General features: G+C 66.7%; 22 protein-coding genes and 1 tRNA gene. 13 read left to right on the forward strand and 10 right to left on the reverse strand.

The features are described from left to right. Window positions 1-51 precede the first annotated feature (51 nt). On the forward strand, window positions 52-1,041 hold the full coding sequence (locus tag A9995_RS08660; protein ID WP_067611561.1) for a DUF6607 family protein: 990 nt from the start codon (window positions 52-54) through the stop codon (window positions 1,039-1,041). Between the two features lie 58 nt (window positions 1,042-1,099). Here the strand turns inward: A9995_RS08660 and A9995_RS08665 are convergent, their stop codons facing one another. Next, the gene (locus A9995_RS08665) at window positions 1,100-2,389 is read right to left on the reverse strand and encodes a multidrug effflux MFS transporter (protein WP_067611562.1); all 1,290 of its coding nucleotides are present in this window, start codon (window positions 2,387-2,389) and stop codon (window positions 1,100-1,102) included. A 67-nt stretch (window positions 2,390-2,456) separates the two neighbouring features. On the opposite strand from A9995_RS08665, the gene dinB reads away from it, so the two are divergent. Then, window positions 2,457-3,611, forward strand: a complete 1,155-nt coding sequence (gene dinB / locus A9995_RS08670) for a DNA polymerase IV (protein WP_067611563.1) — start codon at window positions 2,457-2,459, stop codon at window positions 3,609-3,611. Between the two features lie 21 nt (window positions 3,612-3,632). On the opposite strand, the gene A9995_RS08675 is transcribed toward dinB, so the two are convergent. From A9995_RS08675 to A9995_RS08690, 4 genes are all read right to left on the reverse strand, one after another. After that, on the reverse strand, window positions 3,633-4,118 hold the full coding sequence (locus A9995_RS08675) for an NUDIX domain-containing protein (protein ID WP_067611567.1): 486 nt from the start codon (window positions 4,116-4,118) through the stop codon (window positions 3,633-3,635). Window positions 4,119-4,125: 7 nt separating this feature from the next. After that, a complete protein-coding gene (locus A9995_RS08680; protein WP_067611570.1) occupies window positions 4,126-4,749 on the reverse strand; it encodes a 6-phosphogluconolactonase in 624 nt (207 codons plus the stop codon). Between the two features lie 53 nt (window positions 4,750-4,802). Further along, on the reverse strand, window positions 4,803-5,264 hold the full coding sequence (locus tag A9995_RS08685; protein ID WP_067611573.1) for a Dps family protein: 462 nt from the start codon (window positions 5,262-5,264) through the stop codon (window positions 4,803-4,805). A gap of 114 nt (window positions 5,265-5,378) precedes the next feature. Next, entirely contained in the window at window positions 5,379-5,945 is a 567-nt protein-coding gene (locus tag A9995_RS08690) for a hypothetical protein (protein ID WP_067611576.1), read from the reverse strand. A gap of 94 nt (window positions 5,946-6,039) precedes the next feature. Between A9995_RS08690 and A9995_RS08695 the strand changes: the two genes are divergently transcribed. The 9 genes from A9995_RS08695 (at window position 6,040) to mmsB (ending at window position 13,542) form a co-directional block, all read left to right on the forward strand. After that, entirely contained in the window at window positions 6,040-6,834 is a 795-nt protein-coding gene (locus tag A9995_RS08695) for an SDR family oxidoreductase (RefSeq protein WP_067611579.1), read from the forward strand. A 51-nt stretch (window positions 6,835-6,885) separates the two neighbouring features. Then, a tRNA-Gly gene (locus A9995_RS08700) sits at window positions 6,886-6,959 on the forward strand. Between the two features lie 105 nt (window positions 6,960-7,064). Further along, window positions 7,065-8,567 (forward strand): CoA-acylating methylmalonate-semialdehyde dehydrogenase, encoded by a 1,503-nt coding sequence (locus A9995_RS08705; RefSeq protein ID WP_067611582.1) that lies wholly within the window; start codon window positions 7,065-7,067, stop codon window positions 8,565-8,567. A 5-nt stretch (window positions 8,568-8,572) separates the two neighbouring features. Beyond that, window positions 8,573-9,028, forward strand: a complete 456-nt coding sequence (locus tag A9995_RS08710; protein ID WP_067611584.1) for a hypothetical protein — start codon at window positions 8,573-8,575, stop codon at window positions 9,026-9,028. Window position 9,029: 1 nt separating this feature from the next. Beyond that, entirely contained in the window at window positions 9,030-9,344 is a 315-nt protein-coding gene (locus A9995_RS08715) for an I78 family peptidase inhibitor (RefSeq protein WP_067611587.1), read from the forward strand. A 73-nt stretch (window positions 9,345-9,417) separates the two neighbouring features. After that, window positions 9,418-10,563: an acyl-CoA dehydrogenase family protein gene (locus A9995_RS08720; RefSeq protein WP_067611589.1), complete on the forward strand. Its 1,146-nt coding sequence runs from the start codon at window positions 9,418-9,420 to the stop codon at window positions 10,561-10,563. 94 nt (window positions 10,564-10,657) lie between these two features. Next, entirely contained in the window at window positions 10,658-11,716 is a 1,059-nt protein-coding gene (locus A9995_RS08725) for an enoyl-CoA hydratase/isomerase family protein (RefSeq protein WP_067611592.1), read from the forward strand. After that, a complete protein-coding gene (locus A9995_RS08730) occupies window positions 11,713-12,510 on the forward strand; it encodes an enoyl-CoA hydratase-related protein (protein ID WP_067611596.1) in 798 nt (265 codons plus the stop codon). Before A9995_RS08725 ends, A9995_RS08730 begins: the two co-directional genes overlap by 4 nt. A gap of 165 nt (window positions 12,511-12,675) precedes the next feature. Further along, entirely contained in the window at window positions 12,676-13,542 is an 867-nt protein-coding gene (mmsB, locus tag A9995_RS08735; RefSeq protein ID WP_067611599.1) for a 3-hydroxyisobutyrate dehydrogenase, read from the forward strand. Here the strand turns inward: mmsB and A9995_RS08740 are convergent. Then, a complete protein-coding gene (locus A9995_RS08740) occupies window positions 13,529-14,266 on the reverse strand; it encodes a hypothetical protein (protein WP_067611601.1) in 738 nt (245 codons plus the stop codon). The genes mmsB and A9995_RS08740 overlap by 14 nt on opposite strands. Window positions 14,267-14,373: 107 nt before the next feature. Between A9995_RS08740 and A9995_RS08745 the strand changes: the two genes are divergently transcribed. Together A9995_RS08745 and A9995_RS08750 are read left to right on the forward strand one after the other, a co-directional pair. Continuing rightward, the gene (locus A9995_RS08745) at window positions 14,374-15,165 is read left to right on the forward strand and encodes an NTP transferase domain-containing protein (protein WP_067611603.1); all 792 of its coding nucleotides are present in this window, start codon (window positions 14,374-14,376) and stop codon (window positions 15,163-15,165) included. A gap of 18 nt (window positions 15,166-15,183) precedes the next feature. Continuing rightward, window positions 15,184-16,449, forward strand: a complete 1,266-nt coding sequence (locus A9995_RS08750) for a lipopolysaccharide biosynthesis protein (RefSeq protein WP_067611606.1) — start codon at window positions 15,184-15,186, stop codon at window positions 16,447-16,449. A gap of 9 nt (window positions 16,450-16,458) precedes the next feature. Here the strand turns inward: A9995_RS08750 and gcvPB are convergent, their stop codons facing one another. From gcvPB to gcvT, 4 genes are read right to left on the reverse strand one after another with little or no spacing between them, the layout of a single operon-like run. Next, window positions 16,459-18,087, reverse strand: coding sequence for an aminomethyl-transferring glycine dehydrogenase subunit GcvPB (gene gcvPB, locus A9995_RS08755; protein ID WP_067611609.1), 1,629 nt, complete (start codon window positions 18,085-18,087; stop codon window positions 16,459-16,461). Next, window positions 18,084-19,445, reverse strand: a complete 1,362-nt coding sequence (gcvPA, locus tag A9995_RS08760; protein WP_067611612.1) for an aminomethyl-transferring glycine dehydrogenase subunit GcvPA — start codon at window positions 19,443-19,445, stop codon at window positions 18,084-18,086. The genes gcvPB and gcvPA overlap by 4 nt, the downstream gene beginning before the upstream one ends. Before the next feature lie 42 nt (window positions 19,446-19,487). Continuing rightward, window positions 19,488-19,859: a glycine cleavage system protein GcvH gene (gcvH, locus tag A9995_RS08765; RefSeq protein ID WP_067611621.1), complete on the reverse strand. Its 372-nt coding sequence runs from the start codon at window positions 19,857-19,859 to the stop codon at window positions 19,488-19,490. A 4-nt stretch (window positions 19,860-19,863) separates the two neighbouring features. Beyond that, window positions 19,864-21,054 (reverse strand): glycine cleavage system aminomethyltransferase GcvT, encoded by a 1,191-nt coding sequence (gcvT, locus tag A9995_RS08770; RefSeq protein WP_082992607.1) that lies wholly within the window; start codon window positions 21,052-21,054, stop codon window positions 19,864-19,866. Between the last annotated feature and the right edge of the window lie 9 nt (window positions 21,055-21,063).

A 21,063-nucleotide genomic window follows, 5' to 3' on the forward strand; every position in this document is an offset into this window, starting at 1 on the left:
ATTCCAACATCGATTTCAAGACACTGATTTGAAGAGAAGGGGACCTTTACCATGAAAAGCCTGAAAACTCTGGCGAGCGCATCGCTGCTCGCCCTCGCCCTCGCCGTACCAGCCGCACCCGCGCTGGCCGATGGCCCCATTGCCCCGGGCAGCGAAGCCGAGGAGCGAGCCAGCTTCGAGGCGGACCGCGAAACCATCCTCGCGATGGCGGGCGATTACCGCGTGCGCTTCGACATGCAGGAATCGACAGCGTGGCGGCCCGGTTACGAGCCGCTCGAGCGCAAGATTTCAGGCGGCCACGAATCCGTCCGGGTAATCGAGGATACGGGCGACAAGATCGTGCTCCAGCACCTGCTGGTGGCCGAGCATGACGGCGAGAGCTTCGTCATCAAGCACTGGCGCCAGGACTGGGCCTACGAGCCCGAGAAAATCCTCACCTATGATGCGCCCAATACCTGGGTCTGGTCGGAAGTGCCCGAGCGGATGCGCAACGGCCGCTGGTCGCAGACCGTCTATCAGGTCGACGACAGCCCGCGCTATGCCGGCTGGGGCGAGTGGGAGACGACCAATGGCGTGCGCCGCTGGCGCTCCAACTGGACCAACCGCCCCCTGGCGCGGCGCGATGCAGTGCGCGATCCGGTCTACGATCTCTACACCGCGATCAACTGCCACCAACTGACCCCCGATGGCTGGATCCACTGGCAGGACAACACCAAGCTGGACCTCGTCGGCGACAAGGCCGAGCCGGTGGTGCAGGAATATGTCCTCAACACCTACACCCGCTTCGCCGATTACGATGTCGCCGCCGCGGACTCCTATTGGGCCGCGACCTCGGGCTACTGGCAGGCTGTACGCTCCACTTGGGACGATACCTTCGCACGCCATGGCGGCCTCGTGCTGGAGGAGGAAGCGCAGACCGGCACCGTAATCAGCGGCAGGTTGCTGGAAATGGGCAGTGCGATCGAGGCGGGCGAGATGAGCGAAGCCGATGCCATCGTGGAGGCGCGCGGCCTGATCCGGAGCCATACCTCCGCGCCCTGAGCGGAGCTGCGGGAGCGAGGGGGGCTATTGGCCGGACCGATGCCCTCCTCGTAGCGGCCTAGCCGTCCTCGGGCTCGGGCGGGCCAAACAGCGTGCCGCGTTCGGAGAACAGCACGAAGAAGAGGCTCAGCACCGCGGTCACCAGCAGCGCCAGCGCCAGCGGCCGCGCGGTGCCATCGTAGGCATAGCCGATATATGCACCCAGCGCCGCGCCCCCGGTCATCCGCAGAAAGCCCTGCGCCGAGCTGGCGGCACCGGCGATATGGCGGAATGGCTGGAGCGCGATCGAGCCGAAATTGGCGCCGATGAAGCCGAGCAAGCTCATGTTGGCGGCCATCAGCGGGACAAAGGTCCACAAGCTCTCGTCGGGCTGGTTGGCGAACCACAATTGCGCCGCGGCAACGAGGATGAAGACGAACAGCGCCGCATGGCTCACCCGCCGCGCGCCATAGCGCTCGACGATCCGGCTGTTGAGCCAGTTGGCGATGGCCATGCAGCCCGCGCAGATCGCGAAGATCAGCGGGAAGTCGTCACCCGCACCGAAGGCCTCGCCGATCAGCTGCTGGCTGGAATTGATGAAGCCGAACAGGCCCCCGAACACCAGAGCGCTGCCCAAAGTGTAGCCCACGGTCGAGCGCAGGCTGACCGCGCTCGCCATGTTGCGCGCGATCTGCGGGATGTAGATCGGCTGGCGATCCTCGTCGTGGAGCGTTTCGGGCAGGCGGGTGAAGACCCACGCGGACATCACCACCCCGGCCAGCGCCATGGTCACGAAGATCCAGCGCCAGTCGCCGGTCAAGAGCAGCACGCCCTGCCCGATCGAGGGGGCGATCGCGGGGACCAGCAGGAAGATCACGAAAATCAGGCTCATCATCCGCGCCATCTTGTCGCCGCCGACGCGGTCGCGGATGATGGCAGGCGGGAGCGCGATGATGCTGGCGGCGAAGAAGCCCTGCGCCGCGCGCAGCAGCACCAGCGCGTCGAATGTGGTCGCCAGCGCGCAGGCGAGCGAGAGCGCGATATAGGCGGCAAGCCCGACGAACAGCACCGGGCGGCGCCCGAAGCGGTCGGCGAAGGCGCCGGGAACCAGCGTGCCGATGCCGGCCGCGAGCAGATAGACCCCGATTACGAACTGGCGGTCGTTGCCCTGCGCCCCGAGCGTCACCGACAATTCGTCGAGCGCGGGGAGGATGGCGTCGATGCCGAAGGCGTTGAGCGCCATCAGCATCGCCATCATCCAGATCAGCTCGCGCTCGCGCAACGGCTTGCGCTGCGCCGACCCGGCGGGACGGCGGGCCTGTTCGGCCGGATTGTGGGGCTCGCCACCCGCGGAAAGATTGTTTCGCATCTGCACAATATGCGAATTGGAACGAACGGTTCCGATTTGCAACCCGCTGGCCTATCTTTGACTCGTGATGAGGCACGATGAGCACAGCGAGAACAGCGCCGGGGATGGCGAGCAGAGCGAGGCGCAAGGCGCCGAAGCCGCGGGACTGCGCAAGATCATCCATGTCGACATGGATGCCTTCTTCGCCAGCGTCGAGCAGCGCGACCATCCCGAATTGCGCGGAAAACCGGTGGCGGTGGGAGGTTCGGGCGGGCGCGGCGTGGTCGCGGCGGCAAGTTACGAGGCGCGGCGGTTCGGGGTGAAGAGCGCGATGCCCTCGGTCACCGCCAAGCGATTGTGCCCCGACCTGATCTTCTGCAAGAGCCGCTTCGAGGTCTATCGCGAGGTCAGCCAGCAGATCCGCGCGGTGTTCCGCCACCACACCGAACTGGTCGAACCCCTGAGCCTCGACGAGGCCTATCTCGATGTCACCTCCGACAAGCTCGGGATTGGTTCGGCGACCCGGATCGCCGAGCTGATCCGCCAGGAAATCCGCGCCAAGACCCGGCTCACCGCCAGCGCCGGGGTGAGCTACAACAAGTTTCTCGCCAAGATCGCCAGCGACCAGAACAAGCCCGACGGGCTGTGCGTGATCCGCCCCGGCGAAGGCGCGGCTTTCGTCGCGCAGCTCCCGGTGCGGCGCTTCCACGGGGTCGGCCCCAAGGGCGCGGAGAAGATGGCGCGGCTGGGAATCGCCACCGGCGCCGATCTGGCGGACAAGGATATCGCGTGGCTGCGCGGACATTTCGGCAGCTTTGCCGATTATCTCTACCGCGCGGCGCGCGGGATCGACCTGCGCCCGGTGCGCTCGAGCCGGATCCGCAAATCGGTCGGCGGCGAGCGGACTTTCGGTTCGGATATCTCGAGCGGGCCGGCGCTGCGCGAGACGCTGGAGGATATCATCGACATCGTCTGGACCAGCATCACCCGCGCTGAGGCGCGCGGGCGGACGGTGACGCTCAAGCTCAAATACACCGATTTCCAGATCATGAGCCGCGCGAAATCGTTGCCGCGGACGATCGCCGACAAGCAGGAATTCGCCGGGCTGGCGCGCGCGCTGCTCGACGAGCTGTTGCCGCTGCCGATGCCGATCCGGCTGATGGGGCTGACGCTGTCGAAGCTGGAACGCGAGGGTGCGCAGGAGGAAGCCCCCCGCCCCGATGCGCAATTGTCGTTGCTCTAACGGGGGCCGGTAGCGCGGGTTCTAGTCCAGCGAGCGATGGCCGACCGCAGCGTTCGCCGGGTCGCGCCAGAAGGCCAGCCGCGCCGCCGTGCGCGGGCTGAGCGGTTCGGGCAGCGAATGGGTGGGGAAGAACCGCGCCTCGATCACCTCGCGGCGGTCGGGCTGCGGATCGTCATCAGTCAGGCAGGTGACGATATGCGCGGTATGCGGCGAGCCCGAGACCTGTTCCTCGAAGCTGCCGACCAGCCGCGTGCCTTCGGCGACGCAGCCGGTCTCCTCGCGCAATTCACGCACCGCTGCCTGCTCGGGCCTCTCGCCGCGCCCGATCCCGCCACCGGGGAGGAACCAGCCGCGCGGCCCATAGCTGTGGCGGACCAACAGCACCTTGCCCTGCAGATCGCAGGCGATCACCGTCACCCCTTCGAGCGGAGTGCGGCGCAGCACCCGCCAGCGGTGCCGCAGCGCGTGCGCCATGCGCAGTGCGAGCCGGTGGAGCTTTGCGATCATCGCGTGATCATCCGGCGAATACCGTCACCGGCTGACGCGCAGCCGCGAGCAGGCGCGCGACCGGCAGGTCGCTGGTCCCCGCCAGTGCCGCCGCCATGACGTCGCTCTTGTCGGCGCCGCGGATCACGAACACGACCTCTTCGCTGGCGAGCAGCGCGGTTATGGTCAGGCTGATCCGGTCGTAGGGCGCTTCGGGCGGGAGCGGATCGGGGGTGAGCTGGACCATGCTCCGCGGATCGTCGGCGCTCGGATCGGTGTTGGGGAACAGCGAGGCAATATGGCCGTCAGCGCCCATCCCCAGCCACGCCAGCGCGAAATGCGGAACCTGTTCCATCACGCTCAGCGTCACGACCTCGACCCCGGCGGGCTCGAACAGTGCCCGCAGCTTGCCGGTGTTGCTGGCCTCGTGGTCCTCGGGGACAACGCGGTCGTCATTGGGCCAGACCACCAGCCGCTTCCACGGCAAATCATGCGTCAGCAGTGCCTCGATGATCGGGAACGGGGTCGATCCACCCGGGACGGTGATCGCCACCGGCCCTCCAGACGCGTCGAAGGCTCGCCGCAAACGTGCGGCGAGCCAGTCGGCGATCATTGTATCCGAGGCGGCGTCTATGCGGGTGACGGAATCCATTGCCCCGCCATAGGAGCGCCGCGCGCCTCGCGAAAGGGTCTTGTTTTGCCTGTCTATTTCGCAGTCTGGCCGAGGAACCAGATGCGCTCCTCGCACTGGTCGATCCAGTCGTCGACGATCCCGCTGGTGGCGTTGTCGCCGACGCCGTCGGCCTCGTCCTTCACCGAGACCAGCCGCTCGTGGAGCTTGCGATTGGAGTCGCGCAATTCCTCCACCATCGCATCGGCGCTGATGGTGACGTCGTCCTGATCCTTGACCTGGGTGGCGCTGGCGATCGAGCCGATCGAGGTCAGCGTGTTCTCGCCGTTCTTGCGGACGCGTTCGCCGATGTCGTCGACCGTACCGATCAGCTGGGCGGCCTGTTCGTCGAACAGCAGGTGCAGGTCGCGAAAGCGCGGTCCCGCGACGTGCCAGTGGAAGTTCTTGGTCTTGATATAAAGCGCGAAAGTGTCCGCGAGCGCGCCGTTGAGCGCCTCGACGAGGCCGGCTTTTGCGTTGTTTCCGAGTTCGGTCATAATGCCTCCTGTTTCCGCCGCGATTGCGCAGGCGTCGTGTGTATCGAATTTAGAACGGGACAGTGACCGCTTTGTTTCATGCAGACACCCGCTTGCTGAGATCGAGTGGGTCGATCACCCGATAATCCCGCGAGCGGTCAGGCCGATCACCAGCGCAGTCAGCAGCGTCATGACGCCAAGCGCGATCCGGATCGGGCGCAAGGGGAACTTGCGCTCGAGCGCATGGCCCAGCGCCCAGCCCATCGCCAGCGCGGCCCCGCTGCCGATCGCGCCGCCCAGCGCGGTCATCTGCGGCGAGGCGGTGGCGGCGGCGATGGCGAAGATGCAGAAGCGCGCGCCGTCGCCAAGCTGGCGGAATAGCAGCACGATCGCCAGCGCGACGAGCGAGCGGGTGGGTTCGCGCGCCGGCGCCACCTTGATCGGCCAGAACAGTTCGAAGGCCGCAGCCGCCAGCGCGAATGCGACCAGCATGACCTTGGCCGAAGCCGACAGCATGGCCCCGATCTGCCAGCCAGCCCAGGCCATCGCCGCCGCGCTCAGCGTGGCGCAGGTAAGCCCCGTCGCCAGCACCAGCGGCGAACCGCCGAAATGCCCGCTCAGCCGCGCGACGATCAGCTGGTCGCGCGCGCCGATCCCGGCGAGAAAGGCGGCGACCATGGCGAAGTACAGCGATGCGGTCATGGCGGCGTGGTCGGCATGGATGGTCCTGTCTGGCGGTGCGCGGCGCCATGCGATAGCACCCGCGGCGACGAAAGCTAATCAGGGAGAGAGAACGATGGAATTGACGCAAGGCATGGCGGCGGTGGTGACCGGCGGCGCATCGGGTCTGGGCAAGGCGAGCGCGGGCGCGCTGGCGCAGGCCGGGCTCAAGGTGGCGATCTTCGACGTCAACCGCGAGGCGGGCGAGGCGCACGCAAGCGCCATCGGCGGGACTTTCCATCATGTCGACATCACCGACGAGGATTCGGTGGTCGCCGGCTTCGAGGCGGCGCGCAGCGCGCATGGCCAGGAGCGGGTGACGGTGCATTGCGCGATGGCGAGCCGGCGCGGCAAGACGCTGGGCTGGGACAAGGAAAGCGGCGGCTACAAGCGGCTCTCGACCGAGGACTATGCCTTCGGAGCGCAAGGCATACTCGTCTCCTCCTACCGGATCGCCAGCCTCTCGGCGCTGGGGATGGCCAATGCCGAGCCGCTGAACGAGGATGGCGAGCGCGGCTGCATCACGCTGACCGCCAGCGTGGCGGCGCAGGACGGCCAGATCGGCCAGGTGATCTACGGCAGCTGCAAGGCCGGGGTGAACGGACTGGTGCTGCCGATGGCCCGCGACCTCATGGATATGGGCATCCGCGTGAACTCGGTGATGCCGGGGATCTTCGCCACCCCGCTGATGCTCGGGATGAAGGATCGCAACCCGCAGATGTGGGACCAGCTCAACGCCAGCGTCCCCTTCCCCAAGCGGCTCGGCCATCCGGAGGAATTCGCCTCGCTGATCGTCGAGATCGCGCGCAACACCTATCTCAACGCGCATCAGTTCCGGCTCGACGGCGCGATCCGCATGCCACCGCGCTGACGCAAGAGGGATATTGACGCCGGCGCGCCATCGCGGCACATGCGCCACGACGCGGGTATGATGTAATGGTAGCCTGCCAGCTTCCCATGCTGGACGCGCGAGTTCGATTCTCGCTACCCGCTCCACTCCCTATTTCCAGACGAAGCTGCAGCACCGCCGGTTGCAAATGTAACCGCTTGCGTTCGGACCCCTCGCGCGCCTAGGCCGTTGGGGAGAAAAGAGAGGTATTCATGCGCATTATCGACCACGTCATCTCCGGGGGCACCAGCGGCCTGACCGGTACCGGCCGCACCCACCAGATCTGGAACCCTTCGACCGGCGAGGTCCAGGCCGAGGTCGCACTGGGCGACGCCGCGCTGCTCGACCATGCGGTCGGGATCGCAAAGAAGGTCCAGCCCGGCTGGGCCGCAACCAATCCGCAGCGCCGCGCGCGGGTGATGTTCGCCTACAAGCAGCTGATCGAAGACAATATGCAGGAGCTCGCCGAGCTGCTCTCCTCCGAGCATGGCAAGGTGGTCGACGACGCCAAGGGCGACGTCCAGCGCGGGCTCGAGGTGATCGAATACGCCTGCGGCATCCCGCAGGTTCTCAAGGGCGAATACACCCATGGCGCAGGCCCGGGGATCGACGTCTATTCGATGCGCCAGCCGATCGGCATCGGCGCCGGCATCACCCCGTTCAATTTCCCGGCGATGATCCCGATGTGGATGTTCGGCATGGCGATCGCCGCGGGCAATGCCTTCATCCTCAAGCCCTCCGAACGCGATCCATCCGTGCCCGTACGGCTCGCCGAACTGTTCCTCGAGGCCGGTGCGCCCGAGGGGCTGCTGCAGGTCGTCCATGGCGACAAGGAGATGGTCGACGCGATTCTCGACCATCCCGATATCGCGGGCGTCAGCTTCGTCGGCAGCTCGGACATCGCGCATTACGTCTCGAAGCGCGGCGCGGCCGCGGGCAAGCGCGTCCAGGCGATGGGCGGCGCCAAGAACCACGGCATCGTCATGCCCGACGCCGACCTCGACATGGTGGTCAACGATCTTGCCGGTGCCGCCTTCGGCTCCGCTGGCGAACGCTGTATGGCGCTGCCGGTGGTGGTGCCGGTGGGCGAGGACACCGCCGACCGGTTGCGCGAAAAGCTGATCCCCGCGATCAACGCGCTGCGGATCGGCGTGTCGAACGATCCCGAAGCGCATTACGGCCCGGTGGTCACGCCCGAGCACAAGGCGCGGATCGAGGGCTGGATCGACACCGCCGAGAAGGAAGGCGCCGAGGTCGTGATCGACGGGCGCGGTTTCTCGCTGCAGGGCCACGAGAAGGGCTTCTTCGTCGGCCCGACGCTGCTCGACCGTGTCACCACCTCGATGGAAAGCTACCAGGAAGAAATCTTCGGCCCGGTGCTGCAGATCGTCCGCGCCAAGGATTTCGAGGAAGCGGTCCGGCTCCCCAGCGAACACCAATATGGCAATGGCGTCGCGATCTTCACCCGCAACGGCCACGCGGCGCGCGAATTCGCCAGCCGCGTGAATGTCGGCATGGTCGGGATCAACGTGCCGATCCCGGTGCCGGTCGCCTATCACAGCTTCGGCGGCTGGAAGCGTTCGGGCTTTGGCGACATCGACCAATACGGCACCGAAGGCCTGCGGTTCTGGACCAAGACCAAGAAGGTCACCCAGCGCTGGCCCGATGGTGGCGGCGACGGGTCGAACGCCTTCCTCATCCCGACGATGGGTTGAGCGCGATGCGGATCGCCTTTGTTGCCACGCTTGCTCTCACGCTCGCCGCCTGTTCGCAGGAGCCCGACGCGCCGGCGGAGAGCGAGCCCGAGCCCGCCGCGCAACCTTCGCCAGTGGCACCGGCACCGGCACCCGAGGCCGAACCCGAGGTGCTCGGCGCGATTCCGGCGCGCTTTCGCGGTGCCTGGGATGCGATGGATGGCGATTGCTCGCTGTCGTCCGACCTCAGGATCGAGATCGGCGCCAACACGCTGGGCTTCTACGAGGCGCGCGGTCAGGTGACCGACATCATGACCGATGGCGAAGATGCGATCATCGCCGGGATGGCGATGGAGGGCCAGGGCGAGCGCTGGACCATGACACGCCGGTTCGCGCTGACCGATACCGACCGCCTGATCCCTTCCCCGGTGGGCGAGGAAGCGGGCTTCGAACCAATGACCCTCAAACGATGCGAGAGTTGATATGACGATTGTGAAACTTGCCCTGACCGGGTCGCTTGCCGCTTTGACCGCGGGCTGCATGAGCCCTGCGCAGACCGGGGATGCAATTGTCGAGCGGATGCCGGGCGATGGCGGGATGTGCCGCGCCGAGAGCAGCCAGGAGCTGATCGGCCAGCGCGCAACCGCCGAGATCGGCACCCGCATCCGCGAACAAACCGGTGCGGAGATATTCCAGTGGGTCCCGCAAGGCAGCGCGGTGACGATGGACTATCGCGAGAACCGGGTCCGGGTCGGCTACGACCGCGCCATGGCGATCACCACCATCGCCTGCGGATGACCATCGCCAGCCATCCGATCGCGACCAATTCCGCGGTGGAAATTCCCGCCGCTCCAATGCTAGGGGCCACCCCATGACAGGACAGTTCCAGCTTACCGACGACCAGCTCGCGATCCAGGAAATGGCGCGCCGCTTCACCGCCGACAACATCACCCCGCACGCCTCGCAATGGGACGAGGACCACCACTTCCCGCGCGATGTGATCAAACGCACCGCCGAGCTCGGTTTCGGGGCGATCTACGTCTCGGAGGAATCCGGCGGGATCGGGCTCGGTCGGCTCGAGGCGGCGCTGATCATGGAGGCGATGGCCTATGGCTGCCCCACCACCAGCGCCTTCATCTCGATTCACAACATGGCCAGCTGGATGATCGACCGTTTCGGCGGGGACGAGATCAAGCAGCGCTATCTCCCCGAACTGGTCACCATGGACAAGATGGCGAGCTATGCGCTGACCGAGCCGGGTAGCGGCTCGGACGCCTCCGCGCTCAAGACCAGCGCCCGGCTGGATGGCGACCACTATGTGCTCAACGGCACCAAGCAGTTCATCTCGGGCGGCGGCTTCAACGATGTCTATGTCACGATGGTCCGCACCAGCGAGGACAAGACCAAGGGCGTCACCTGCCTGGTGATCGACAAGGATACGCCCGGCGTCTTCTTCGGCAAGCCCGAGAAGAAACTCGGCTGGAACGCCAGCCCGACCGCGCAGGTCATTTTCGAGGACGCCCGCGTGCCGGTGGCCAACCGCGTCGGCGCCGAGGGCGAAGGGTTTCGCTTTGCGATGATGGGGCTCGATGGCGGACGGCTCAACATCGGCGCCTGCTCGCTGGGCGGCGCGCAGCGCTGTCTCGACGAGGCGGTCGCGTACACCAAGGAACGCCAGCAGTTCGGCCAGCCGATCGCCGATTTCCAGAACACCCAGTTCATGCTCGCCGACATGGCGACCGAGCTCGAGGCGGCGCGCGCGCTGCTCTATCTCGCGGCGGCCAAGGTCCAGGACGATGCCCCCGACAAGAGCCGGTTCTCCGCGATGGCCAAGCGGCTCGCGACCGACAGCGGCTCCAACGTGGTCAACGACGCGCTGCAGCTGTTCGGCGGCTATGGCTATCTCAAGGACTACCCGATCGAACGCTTCTGGCGCGACCTCAGGGTGCATTCGATCCTCGAGGGCACCAATCAGGTCATGCGGATGATCGTGGGCCGGGATCTGCTGCGCCAGTAAGGGGTCAAACCATGGTCGAACCGCTGCTCGTCGTGCTCATCGCGACGGTCGTCTATTACGGACACAATATCCTCAAGGAACTGCGTGAACGCAAATGACCCATGAAGTGAACATCCATTCGCACGGCCGCGTCGGGCATATCTCGCTCGACCGGCCCAAGGCGCTGCACGCGCTGACCCTCGACATGTGCCACGCGATGAGCGCGGCGCTGGCCGGCTGGGCCGGCGACGCGGCGATCGAAGCCGTCGTGCTCGATCATGCCGAGGGGCGCGGATTCTGCGCCGGGGGCGATATCGGGATGCTGCGCCACTCCGCGCTCAACGATGGCGGCAAAACTGGCCGCGAGTTCTTCCACGACGAATACCAGCTCAACCATCAGCTGTTCGCCTATGACAAGCCCGTGGTGGCCTTCATGGACGGCATCACCATGGGTGGCGGCGTCGGCATCGCGATGCCGTGCAAATACCGCGTCGCGACCGAGAACACGCGCTTCGCCATGCCCGAAACCGGGATCGGCCTGTTCCCCGATGTCGGCGGCGGCTGGTATCTGTCGCGGCTGGAAGGGCGGCTGGGCCAGTTCCTCGCGCTGACCGGCGCGCGGCTGGATGGCGCCGAATGCCTCTGGGCCGGGATCGCCACGCATTACCTCCCCAGCGAAAAGCTGGCGGAAGCCAAGGCGCGGATCATCAAGCATCCCGACCGGATCGGCGGGATCCTCTCCGATCTGGCCGAAACCCCGCCCAAAGCCCGCCTTGAGAGCAATCTGGACCGGATCAATCGTCACTTCGCCTCCGACCGCTTCGAGGATATCCTTGCCAGCCTGGAAGCCGAGGCCGGCAATGACGACGGCGAATGGGCTGCCAAGGAACTGGCCACGCTGCGCACCAAAAGCCCGCAGACCTGCAAGGTCGCGCTGCGCCAGCTGGCCAATGCCAAGGGCTTCACCGATTTCGCCGACAATATGCGCCAGGAATACCGCATCGCCAGCCGGGTTATTACCCGCCCCGATTTTGCCGAGGGCGTGCGCGCGGTGATCGTCGACAAGACCGGCGATCCGGCCTGGAACCCCGCGACCCCCGAAGGCGTGAGCGAGGAGCTGCTCGACAGCATCTTCGCCCCGCTTCCCGCCGATGAGGAATGGAAACCACTATGACCGACACCGACGCGAGCTACGAAACCATCACCGTCGAACGGCATGACAAGGTCACGCTGATCACGCTCAACCGCCCGCAGGCGCTCAATGCGCTGAATTCGCAGGTGCTCGCGGATCTGATCGCGGCGTTTGCCGCCTATCAGGCCGACGACAGCCAGTTGTGCGCGGTGCTGACCGGGTCGGGCGACAAGGCCTTTGCCGCGGGCGCCGACATCAAGGAAATGAGCGACAAGCAGGCGGCCGATTTCTATCTCGACGATTTCTTCGCCCCCTGGACCAGCGAGATCGTCCGCAAGACTCGCAAGCCGTGGATCGCCGCGGTCAACGGCTTCGCGCTGGGCGGCGGCTGCGAGCTGGCGATGATGGCCGATTTCATCATAGCCTCGGACAAGGCGAAATTCGGCCAGCCCGAGATCAAGCTGGGCGTCGCGCCGGGCATGGGCGGCTCGCAGCGGCTGACCCGCGCGGTGGGCAAGAGCAAGGCGATGGAAATGTGCCTGACCGGGCGGATGATGGACGCCAAGGAAGCCGAGCGCGCCAATCTCGTGGTCCGCGTGGTGCCGCATGAGGAGCTGCTCGGCGAGGCGCTCAAGACCGCGAAGACCATCGCGTCGATGCCGCCGATGGCCGCGATTGCCAACAAGGAAATGGTCAACGCCGCCTTCGAGAGCAGCCTCGACCAGGGATTGGTGATGGAACGCCGCATCTTCCAGATCCTCGCCGGGAGCGAGGACAAGAAAGAAGGCATGGCGGCGTTCGTGGAGAAGCGCGAAGGGAAGTGGCAGGGGCGGTAGGGTTTGCTGCCCAACCTCGTCATTGCGAGAAGCGCAGCGACGAAGCAATCCAGCGCCGGACGATCCCGCAGACGTACCACATTGGATTGCCGCGCGACCTGCGGTCGCTCGCAATGACGAGATAAGAGGGCGGGTCATCCGCAACGCATCGAGAGGACACACAGCATGAAAATCGCCTTTATCGGCCTCGGCAACATGGGCGGCGGGATGGCTGCCAATCTGGTCAAGGCGGGCCATCAGGTCCGCGCCTTCGATCTCAGCGAAGAGGCGCTCGCCGCCGCCAAGGGCAATGGCTGCGAGACCTTTACCGTCGCGCGCGAGGCGGTCGCCGGGGTTGAGGCGGTTGTTTCGATGCTGCCCAATGGCGGGATCGTGAAAGCGGTCTATCAGAACGACGTGATCGGCCATGCGCCCGCGGGCGCGGTGCTGCTCGATTGCTCGACCATCGATGTCGCCACCGCGAAGGACGTCACGGCGAGCGCCGAAGCGGCGGGCTACGACATGGTCGACGCGCCGGTTTCGGGCGGGATCGCGGCGGCCAATGGCGGAACGCTGACCTTCATGGTCGGCGGGACCGAAAAGGCGTTCGCGCGCGCCGAAGCGGTGTTGAACGGCATGGGCAAGGCGGTGATCCATGCGGGCGATGCAGGCGCCGGCCAGACCGCCAAGATCTGCAACAACATGCTGCTCGCCATCTCGATGATCGGGACCGCGGAGGCGATGAAAATGGCCGAAAAGCTCGGCCTCGATCCGCAGAAATTCTACGAAATTTCCTCGCAATCCTCGGGCTATTGCTGGTCGCTCAACGCCTACACCCCGCTGCCCGGCGTCGGGGTCGAAAGCCCGGCGGACAAGGATTATCAGGGCGGTTTTGCCACCGGGTTGATGCTCAAGGATCTCAGGCTGGCGATGGAAGCGGCCGAGACCGCCGGCGCCAGCACCCCGCTCGGCAAGCATGCGCAGGAACTCTACGAAGCCTTCGCCGAGGAAAACGGCGGGCTCGACTTCTCGGCGATCATCAAGACGCTGTGATCGCGGCGATCACGCCGCCGAGCCAGTTGCGCGGGGCCTGACGCCTGCCCACATCGGCGACGAATTCCTGACCCCGCGCCACGCTGCGCAACCGCTGGCCCGGCAGCCAGCGGTCGGCGCGGTCGTGATAGCTCAATCCGCCAGGGCGCAGCCATTGAGGCCGGTGCCACAAAGTCGGCGGGCCCCCCGCAACGGTGAGCCTCAGGGTGTCGGGTGCCGTGCGCGCGGTCGCCCCCGGGCCGCGATAGACGGTATCGTTGCGACCATGGGGCGCGAGCGCATGGGGATGCCCCGCTGCGACCAGTTCGGGCGGCGAGGCTTTCGTCAGATCGACGATTTCCGCCACTTCCATATAGCCGAAGATGCGGTGGTGCGGCTCGCCGCTCGCCTCCTCGCGGAACAGTCCGAAAAACACGAACACATCCCCCTGCCCGACCCCCTGATTGACCAGATGCGTCTGCGCCGCGCCGCACTGGCCGAACAGGCAGGTGCCGCCGCTGTCCTTTTCCTCGAGGAACATCGGATCGTGGTGGCACAGGTCCGCGCCCGCGATCCTGCCGCGGCTGGCGCGCTGCGCATGTTCGCCCAGTCCCAGATCGTCATAGCTGGTGCGCGAGGCGGCCCCGGCAGGGATCGGCAGGCTAAGCGGGCGGCCATCGACGATCGGCGAAGGCCCGCCGCCTGCCGCGCTGTCGAAACCCTTGCGTGAAAAGACGATCCGCATCGCACAGTGCGCTGCCCGCCCCGCCTGCGCCTGACAAGGGCGCGCCCCGACAAAACTTTGCCCGAGAACTTTGCGCGGGCCGACATTCGGGCCTAAGGGCCTTGGCCATGCAGCAACAGGCCACCGCAATCGTCATGGCGGGCAAGCGCTCGGGCACGCTCGATCCTCTCGCCGCCGCCGCCAACGTCAGCCAGAAAAGCGTCGTCCCGGTCGCGGGCAAGCCGATGATCGAACATGTCGTCGCCGCGCTGGCCGCTTGCGAGCGGATCGGCGAAATCCGGATCGTCGCGCACGAGGCCGGTGAAATCCGCGCGATCCCGCTGGTCGGGCGGCTCGAGAACGAGGGCCGGCTGGTGTTCCGCCCCGGCGCCTTCAACCTCGTCGACAGCGTGCTGGCCGGCGCCGAGGGTGCGACCTTCCCGCTGGTCATCACCACCGCCGACAATTGTCTGGTGACGCCCGAAGGCTATGCCGAATTCGTCGCAAAATGCCTCGCCGCGAGTGCCGATGCCGGAGCCGCGCTGGCGCGCAAGGAGGACGTCATGGCGGCCGATCCCGAAGGGCAGAAGAAGTTCTACGAATTCTCCGATGGCGGCTATTCCAATTGCAACACCTACTGGATCGGCAATGAAGCCGCGCTCTCGGCCGCCGAGATCATGCGCAGCGGCGGGCAGTTCGTGAAATATCCCGGGCGGATCGCCAAGGCCTTCGGTGTGCTCAATCTCGCGCGGTTCTATTTCGGCTGGGGCGACAAGGACCGGCTGTTCGCGCAGATCTCGCGCCGCTTCGGCTACAAGCTCGCGCCGATCGTGCTCTCCAACGGCGAATTCGCGATCGATGTCGACGAGCCGCGCTCGCACCGGATCACCGAAAAACTGGTCGCCGCAAGGTCCGCGTAGCGGAGCCCGGTTGGCGCGATGAAACGCCTGTTCGGCAATATCGGCTGGCTGCTCGGCGGGCGCGGCGTCAACGCGGTGCTGAGCCTGGTCTATCTCGCGCTGGCGACGCGTACGCTTGGGCTCGACGGCTTCGGCTATTTCGCGCTGGTGGTGGCGCTCGGGCAGACGGTGACAGGGCTCGCCAATTTCCAGACCTGGCAATTCGTGGTCCGCTGGGGTTCGGGCGGGGATGGCCCGGGCGAGGCGACCGGTTTCGCGATCGCGCTCGACATGGTGTCGGTGGCGCTGGGCGCGGTGCTGGCGGCGGGGCTGGTGTGGAGCGCGCAATTCTGGCTGCCGCTCCCCGACGATTTGATGTGGGTGGCGTTTGGCTATTGCCTGATCTCGCTGTTGTCGATCCGCACCACTCCGCTGGGGCTGCTGCGGCTGCGCTTCGCCTATGGCGCGGCGACTGCGGCGGAAGCGGTGCAGCCGGTGATCCGCGCGCTGGGCGCGGTGCTGGCGGTGTTCTTCATGCCGACGGTGCTGGGCTTCGTGCTCGCCTGGGCGGCGGCGGAGGTGGCCGTGGCCGCCACCTTGTGGGTGGTCGCCGGCCTGCGCGAACGGATCGACCTGTCGCAGATCAGCCTGACGCGGATTCCCCGCGCCCATCCCGGCGCCTGGCGTTTCGTCTGGGCGACCAACATGTCGGGCAGCCTCAATGTCGGCGGCAAGCAGGTCCTGATCCTGCTGGTCGGCGCGATCGGCGGCGAGGCGTTTGCCGGGGGGTTCCGCGTCGCCAGCCAGCTCGGCCAGGCGCTGGTCCAGCTGGCGCAGGCGGTCTCCAAGGCGATCTATCCCGAGCTGGTCCAGGCTGCCGACGCCGCGCACGACATGGCGCGGCGAATGGCCAATATCGCGCTGATCGGCGGGGTGCTGGCGGTCGCAGTCGCGCTGCTGTTCGGGCGGCAGGGGCTGGTGCTGATCGCCGGCCCGGAATTCGGCGTGGTCTATTGGGCGATGGTCATCCTTGCCATCGCGGGCGCCATCGAGCTGGTCGGGGCGAGCCTGGAATCGCTTCTGGTCAGCGCCGGGCGCGCGGGCACCGCCTTCCTGGTCCGCGCCGGCCCAACGCTGCTTTCGCTGCTGCTGCTCGATGTCGCGATGGGCTGGAACGGGCTCAAGGGCGCGGCCTTCACCGTGCTCGGCTCCAGCGCGCTCTCGGTCCTCGGCTTCTGGGTAGCGATCATCTCGCTCCAGCAGATCCGGATCACGGTGAAGGCCAACGACGAACCGCCGCGCTAGCGCTCCGGCTTAGCGCCCGCCGCGTTCGCTCCGTGACGGTGTGCCCGCCGGGGCGGACGAGGTCGCGGGCGGGTCCTGCCACGCCAGCACCGGCTTGCGCGCTGCCTGCGTCTCGTCGAGCCTCCGCCGCGGCGCGTAATGCGGCGCGGATTTGAGCGTTTCGTCGCCCGCCTTCGCGCGCTCCGCGACACTGCGCAGCGCGGCGATGAACTGGTCGAGCGAGGCCTTGCTTTCGGTCTCGGTCGGTTCGACCAGCATCGCACCGTGAACCACCAGCGGGAAATACATCGTCATCGGATGGAAGCCCTCGTCGATCAGCCCCTTGGCGAGATCGAGCGTCGACAGCCCCCCGCCGAAGCCTTCATCGCCAAACAATGCCTCGTGCATGCAGTGCCCGCTGTGCGCAAAGGGCGCGGCAAGCACGTCCTCGAGGCTGCGCAGGATGTAATTGGCGTTGAGCACCGCATCCTCGGCAACCTGCTTCAACCCGTCGGCACCATGGCTGAGGATATAGGCGAGCGCGCGGGTGAACATCCCCATCTGGCCGTGGAAGGCGGTCATCCGCCCGAAGGTGCTGGCGTGATGCTCCTGCGCGGTTTCTTCCTCCACCAGGTGGAAGCTGCCGTCATCGAGCTTTTCGACGAAGGGCAGCGGCGCGAAGGGTGCGAGCGCTTCGGAGAAAACCACCGGCCCCGAACCGGGGCCGCCGCCGCCATGGGGGGTGGAGAAAGTCTTGTGCAGATTGATGTGCATCGCATCGACGCCGAGATCGCCCGGGCGCACCCGGCCGACGATGGCGTTGAAATTGGCGCCGTCGCAATAGACCAGCCCGCCCGCGGCATGGACCGCATCGGCGATTCGCTTGAAATCGCGCTCGAACAACCCGCAGGTGTTGGGATTGGTGATCATCACCGCCGCGATGTCGGGGCCGAGCCGCGCTTCGAGCGCCTCGAAGTCCACGCGGCCATCGGCATTCGCGGGGATGTCCTCGACCTCGTAGCCGGCGAAGGCGGCGGTGGCGGGGTTGGTGCCATGCGCGCTCTCGGGGCACAGCACGACCTTGCGGACATCGCCGCGCGCCTCGAGCGCGGCGCGGATCGCGAGGATGCCGCACAGCTCGCCATGCGCGCCGGCCTTGGGGCTCATCGCCACCGCGGGCATTCCGGTCAGCGCTTTGAGCCACTCGCTCAGCTCGTGGATCACGCCCAGCGCGCCCTGCACGGTCTGGATCGGCGCGAGCGGGTGGCAGTCGGCGAAACCGGGCAGCCGCGCGACCTTCTCGTTGAGCCGCGGATTGTGCTTCATCGTGCACGAGCCGAGCGGGAACAGCCCGAGGTCGATGGCGTAGTTCTGGCGGCTGAGCCGGGTGTAGTGGCGCACCGTCTCGGGCTCGGACAGGCCGGGCAGGTTGATCGGTTCCGAGCGCTCGAACCCACCGAGGCGGTTCGGGAGCCCCTCTCCTTCAGGTGGTGGAGAAGAGAAATCGACACCGGTCGTCTCGCTGTTCCCGATTTCGAAGATCAGCGGTTCCTCGAGCATCAGCGCGCGGTTGCCGGTGACCGTTGGCGGGCCATCCATGGCGTGGTCGACAGTGACGGGGGTGCCGGGCTTCCAGCCCGAGGCATTGGGGGCGTTCATGCCAGGATCTCCGTGAGAGCGGCGCAGAGCGTGTCGATGTCTTCCTCGGTGGTGGTCTCGGTGACCGCCACCAGCAGGCCTTCGGCCAGCGCGCTCGCCTGCGGATAGAGCCTCCCAAGCGAGACGCCCGCGAGTACGCCGCGATCGGCCAGCCTGCGGACCACGTCGCGGGCATCGCGGCCCAGCGTCACGGTGAATTCATTAAAGAAGCTCTCGTTGAGCACCGCGACGCCCGGAACCTTGGCGAGCCGCTCGGCGGCTAGGCAAGCAAGGCGGTGGTTCTCCAGCGCCAACTGCCTCAGACCTTTCTCGCCCAGCAACGTCATGTGGACGCTGAAGGCCAGCGCGCAGAGCCCGCTGTTGGTGCAGATGTTGCTGGTCGCCTTCTCGCGGCGGATATGCTGTTCGCGGGTCGAGAGCGTGAGCACGAAGCCGCGCTTGCCCTCGGCATCCTGCGTCTCGCCGCACAGCCGCCCGGGCATCTGGCGGACATGCTTGGGGTCGCGGACCGCGAACAGGCCCAGATAGGGCCCGCCGAACTGCAGCCCGACCCCGATTGACTGGCCTTCGCCGACGACGATATCCGCGCCGCATTCGCCCGGCGATTTGAGCGCGCCCAGCGCCACCGGCTCGGTGTTGACCACCACCAGCAGCGCGCCCTCGGCATGCGCTGCCTCGGCGATCCGCTCGAGATCGGGGAGCCGCCCGAGGATGTCGGGATATTGCACCACGACGCAGGAGGTTTCCTTGTCGATCCGCGCGATCAGCCCGTCATCGTCGGGCCGCGCCTGGAAGGCGGGCGGGGCATCGGCGATGGTATCGGCTGTGAACTTGGCCATGGTCCGTACGACCTCGGCGTAATGCGGGTGCAGCGCGCCCGAGAGCACGACCCGATTGCGCCTGGTCACGCGCGCCGCCATTGCCACCGCTTCCCAGCAGGCGGTCGAGCCGTCGTACATCGAGGCGTTCGCCACCGCGCAGCCATAGAGCCGCGCGACCTGCGTCTGGAACTCGAACAGCATCTGCAGCGTGCCCTGCGCGATTTCGGGCTGGTAGGGCGTGTAGGCGGTCAGGAACTCGCCGCGCTGGATGATGTGATCGACGGTCGCGGGGACATGGTGGCGGTAGGCCCCCGCCCCGAGGAAGAACGCCGCATCCCCCGCCGCGAGATTGCGCTGCGCCAGCCGCCGCATGTGTTTCTCGACCGCCATCTCGCTCGCGTGATGCGGCAGGCCGTGGATCGGCCCGTCGAGCTGCGCTTCGGCAGGCACATCGGCAAACAGCGCATCGACGCTGTCGGCACCGATGGTTGCGAGCATGGTCGAACGGTCGGTGGGGGTCAGGGGCAGGTAGCGCATGGGAATTCCTTTTCCCCTCCGGCGAACGGGAGGGGGAATATGTCACAATTCGTCGCAGAAGCTCTTGTAGGCTTTGGCGTCCATCAGCCCGTCGAGCTCGGCCTTGTCGGCGATGGTCAGCTTGAAGAACCAGCCTTCTTCCTCGGGGTTGGAATTGACCAGCGCCGGATCGTCGTCGAGCGCATCGTTTGCCTCGATCACCTCGCCGCTGATCGGAGCGTAGACGTCGCTTGCCGCCTTGACGCTCTCGACCACTGCGGCGTCCTTGCCCTTGGCCAGCTGGGCGCCGACATCGGGCAGTTCGACGAAGACGATGTCGCCAAGCTGTTCCTGCGCGTAATCGGTGATGCCGACCGTGGCGGTATCGCCTTCGACATCGATCCATTCGTGTTCATCGGTGAAGTAGCGGGCCATCGGGTCACTTCCCTCGGTAGTAGCGGTGGGGGACGAAAGGCAAAGCGGCGACCTTTGCGGGTAGCCGCTTCTTGCGAACCTCGACTTCGACCTCGGTGCCTACCTCGGTGAAATCGGCGGAGAGATAGGCCATCGCGATCGGATGGCCGAGCGTGGGCGAGAACCCGCCGCTGGTGACGCGGCCGATCTCGGTGCCGCCCGAATAGACCGGCGCGCCTTCGCGGGCGGGCAGCCGCCCTTCGAGCACCAGCCCGACGCGCGTATTGGCGCAGCCTTCGGTCAGCTTTGCGGCGCAGCCGGCGTGGCCCATCCAGCCGCCCTGTTCGCGGCGGCTCTTGGTGAGCGCGAAAGTCAGATCGGCGGTGACCGGATCGATCTCGGCGGTGAGGTCGTGCCCGTAGAGCGGCAGCCCGGCCTCGAGCCGCAGGCTGTCGCGCGCGCCCAGCCCGGCGGGACGGACCTCGATCTCGGCGCAGAGGCGATCGGCGAGCGATTCAACGAATTCGGCGGGCACGGAGATCTCGAAACCGTCCTCGCCGGTGTAGCCCGCGCGGGTGATCCGCAGCGGCCATTCGCCAAACTGATAGTCGAGCGCCTGCATGAACACGAGCCGTTCGGGCACCCCGCGCATCACGCGGTTGAGCGCGGTCGCGGCATTGGGGCCCTGCAGCGCGATCAGCGCCTGGTCATCGAGATGGGTAAGCGTCACATCGTCGTCGAGATGTTCGCGCAAATGGGCGATATCGTCCCATTTCATCGCGCCATTGACCACGAGGTAGTAGGTCGGTTCGCCCCAGTGGCCCTCCGTGCCCGCTTCCTCGTCGCCATCGATCCAGGGGGTGACATTGGTCACCATCAGATCGTCGAGAATGCCGCCGTCCTCATTGAGCAGCAGCGAATAGCGCACGCGGCCCGGCTTGAGCGTGGCGATCGCTCCGGGGAGCAGCTTTTCCAGCTCATCCGCCGCGCGTTCGCCCGAAACCAGCAGCTGGCCCATATGGCTGACATCGAACAGCGCGGCCTGTTCGCGCGTCCAGTCGTGCTCGATGACGATGCCTTCGTACTGGATCGGCATTTCATAGCCCGCGAAGGGCACCATGCGCGCGCCCTTGCCGCGATGCCAGGCATCGAGCGGCAGCTTGGCCGGGGTTTCGTCCGGAAGGTCTTCGGCGGAAAGGTCTTCGGCTTCGCTCATCAATCGTCC

The organism is Erythrobacter sp. QSSC1-22B (assembly GCF_001678665.1).
Lineage (GTDB): Bacteria > Pseudomonadota > Alphaproteobacteria > Sphingomonadales > Sphingomonadaceae > Qipengyuania.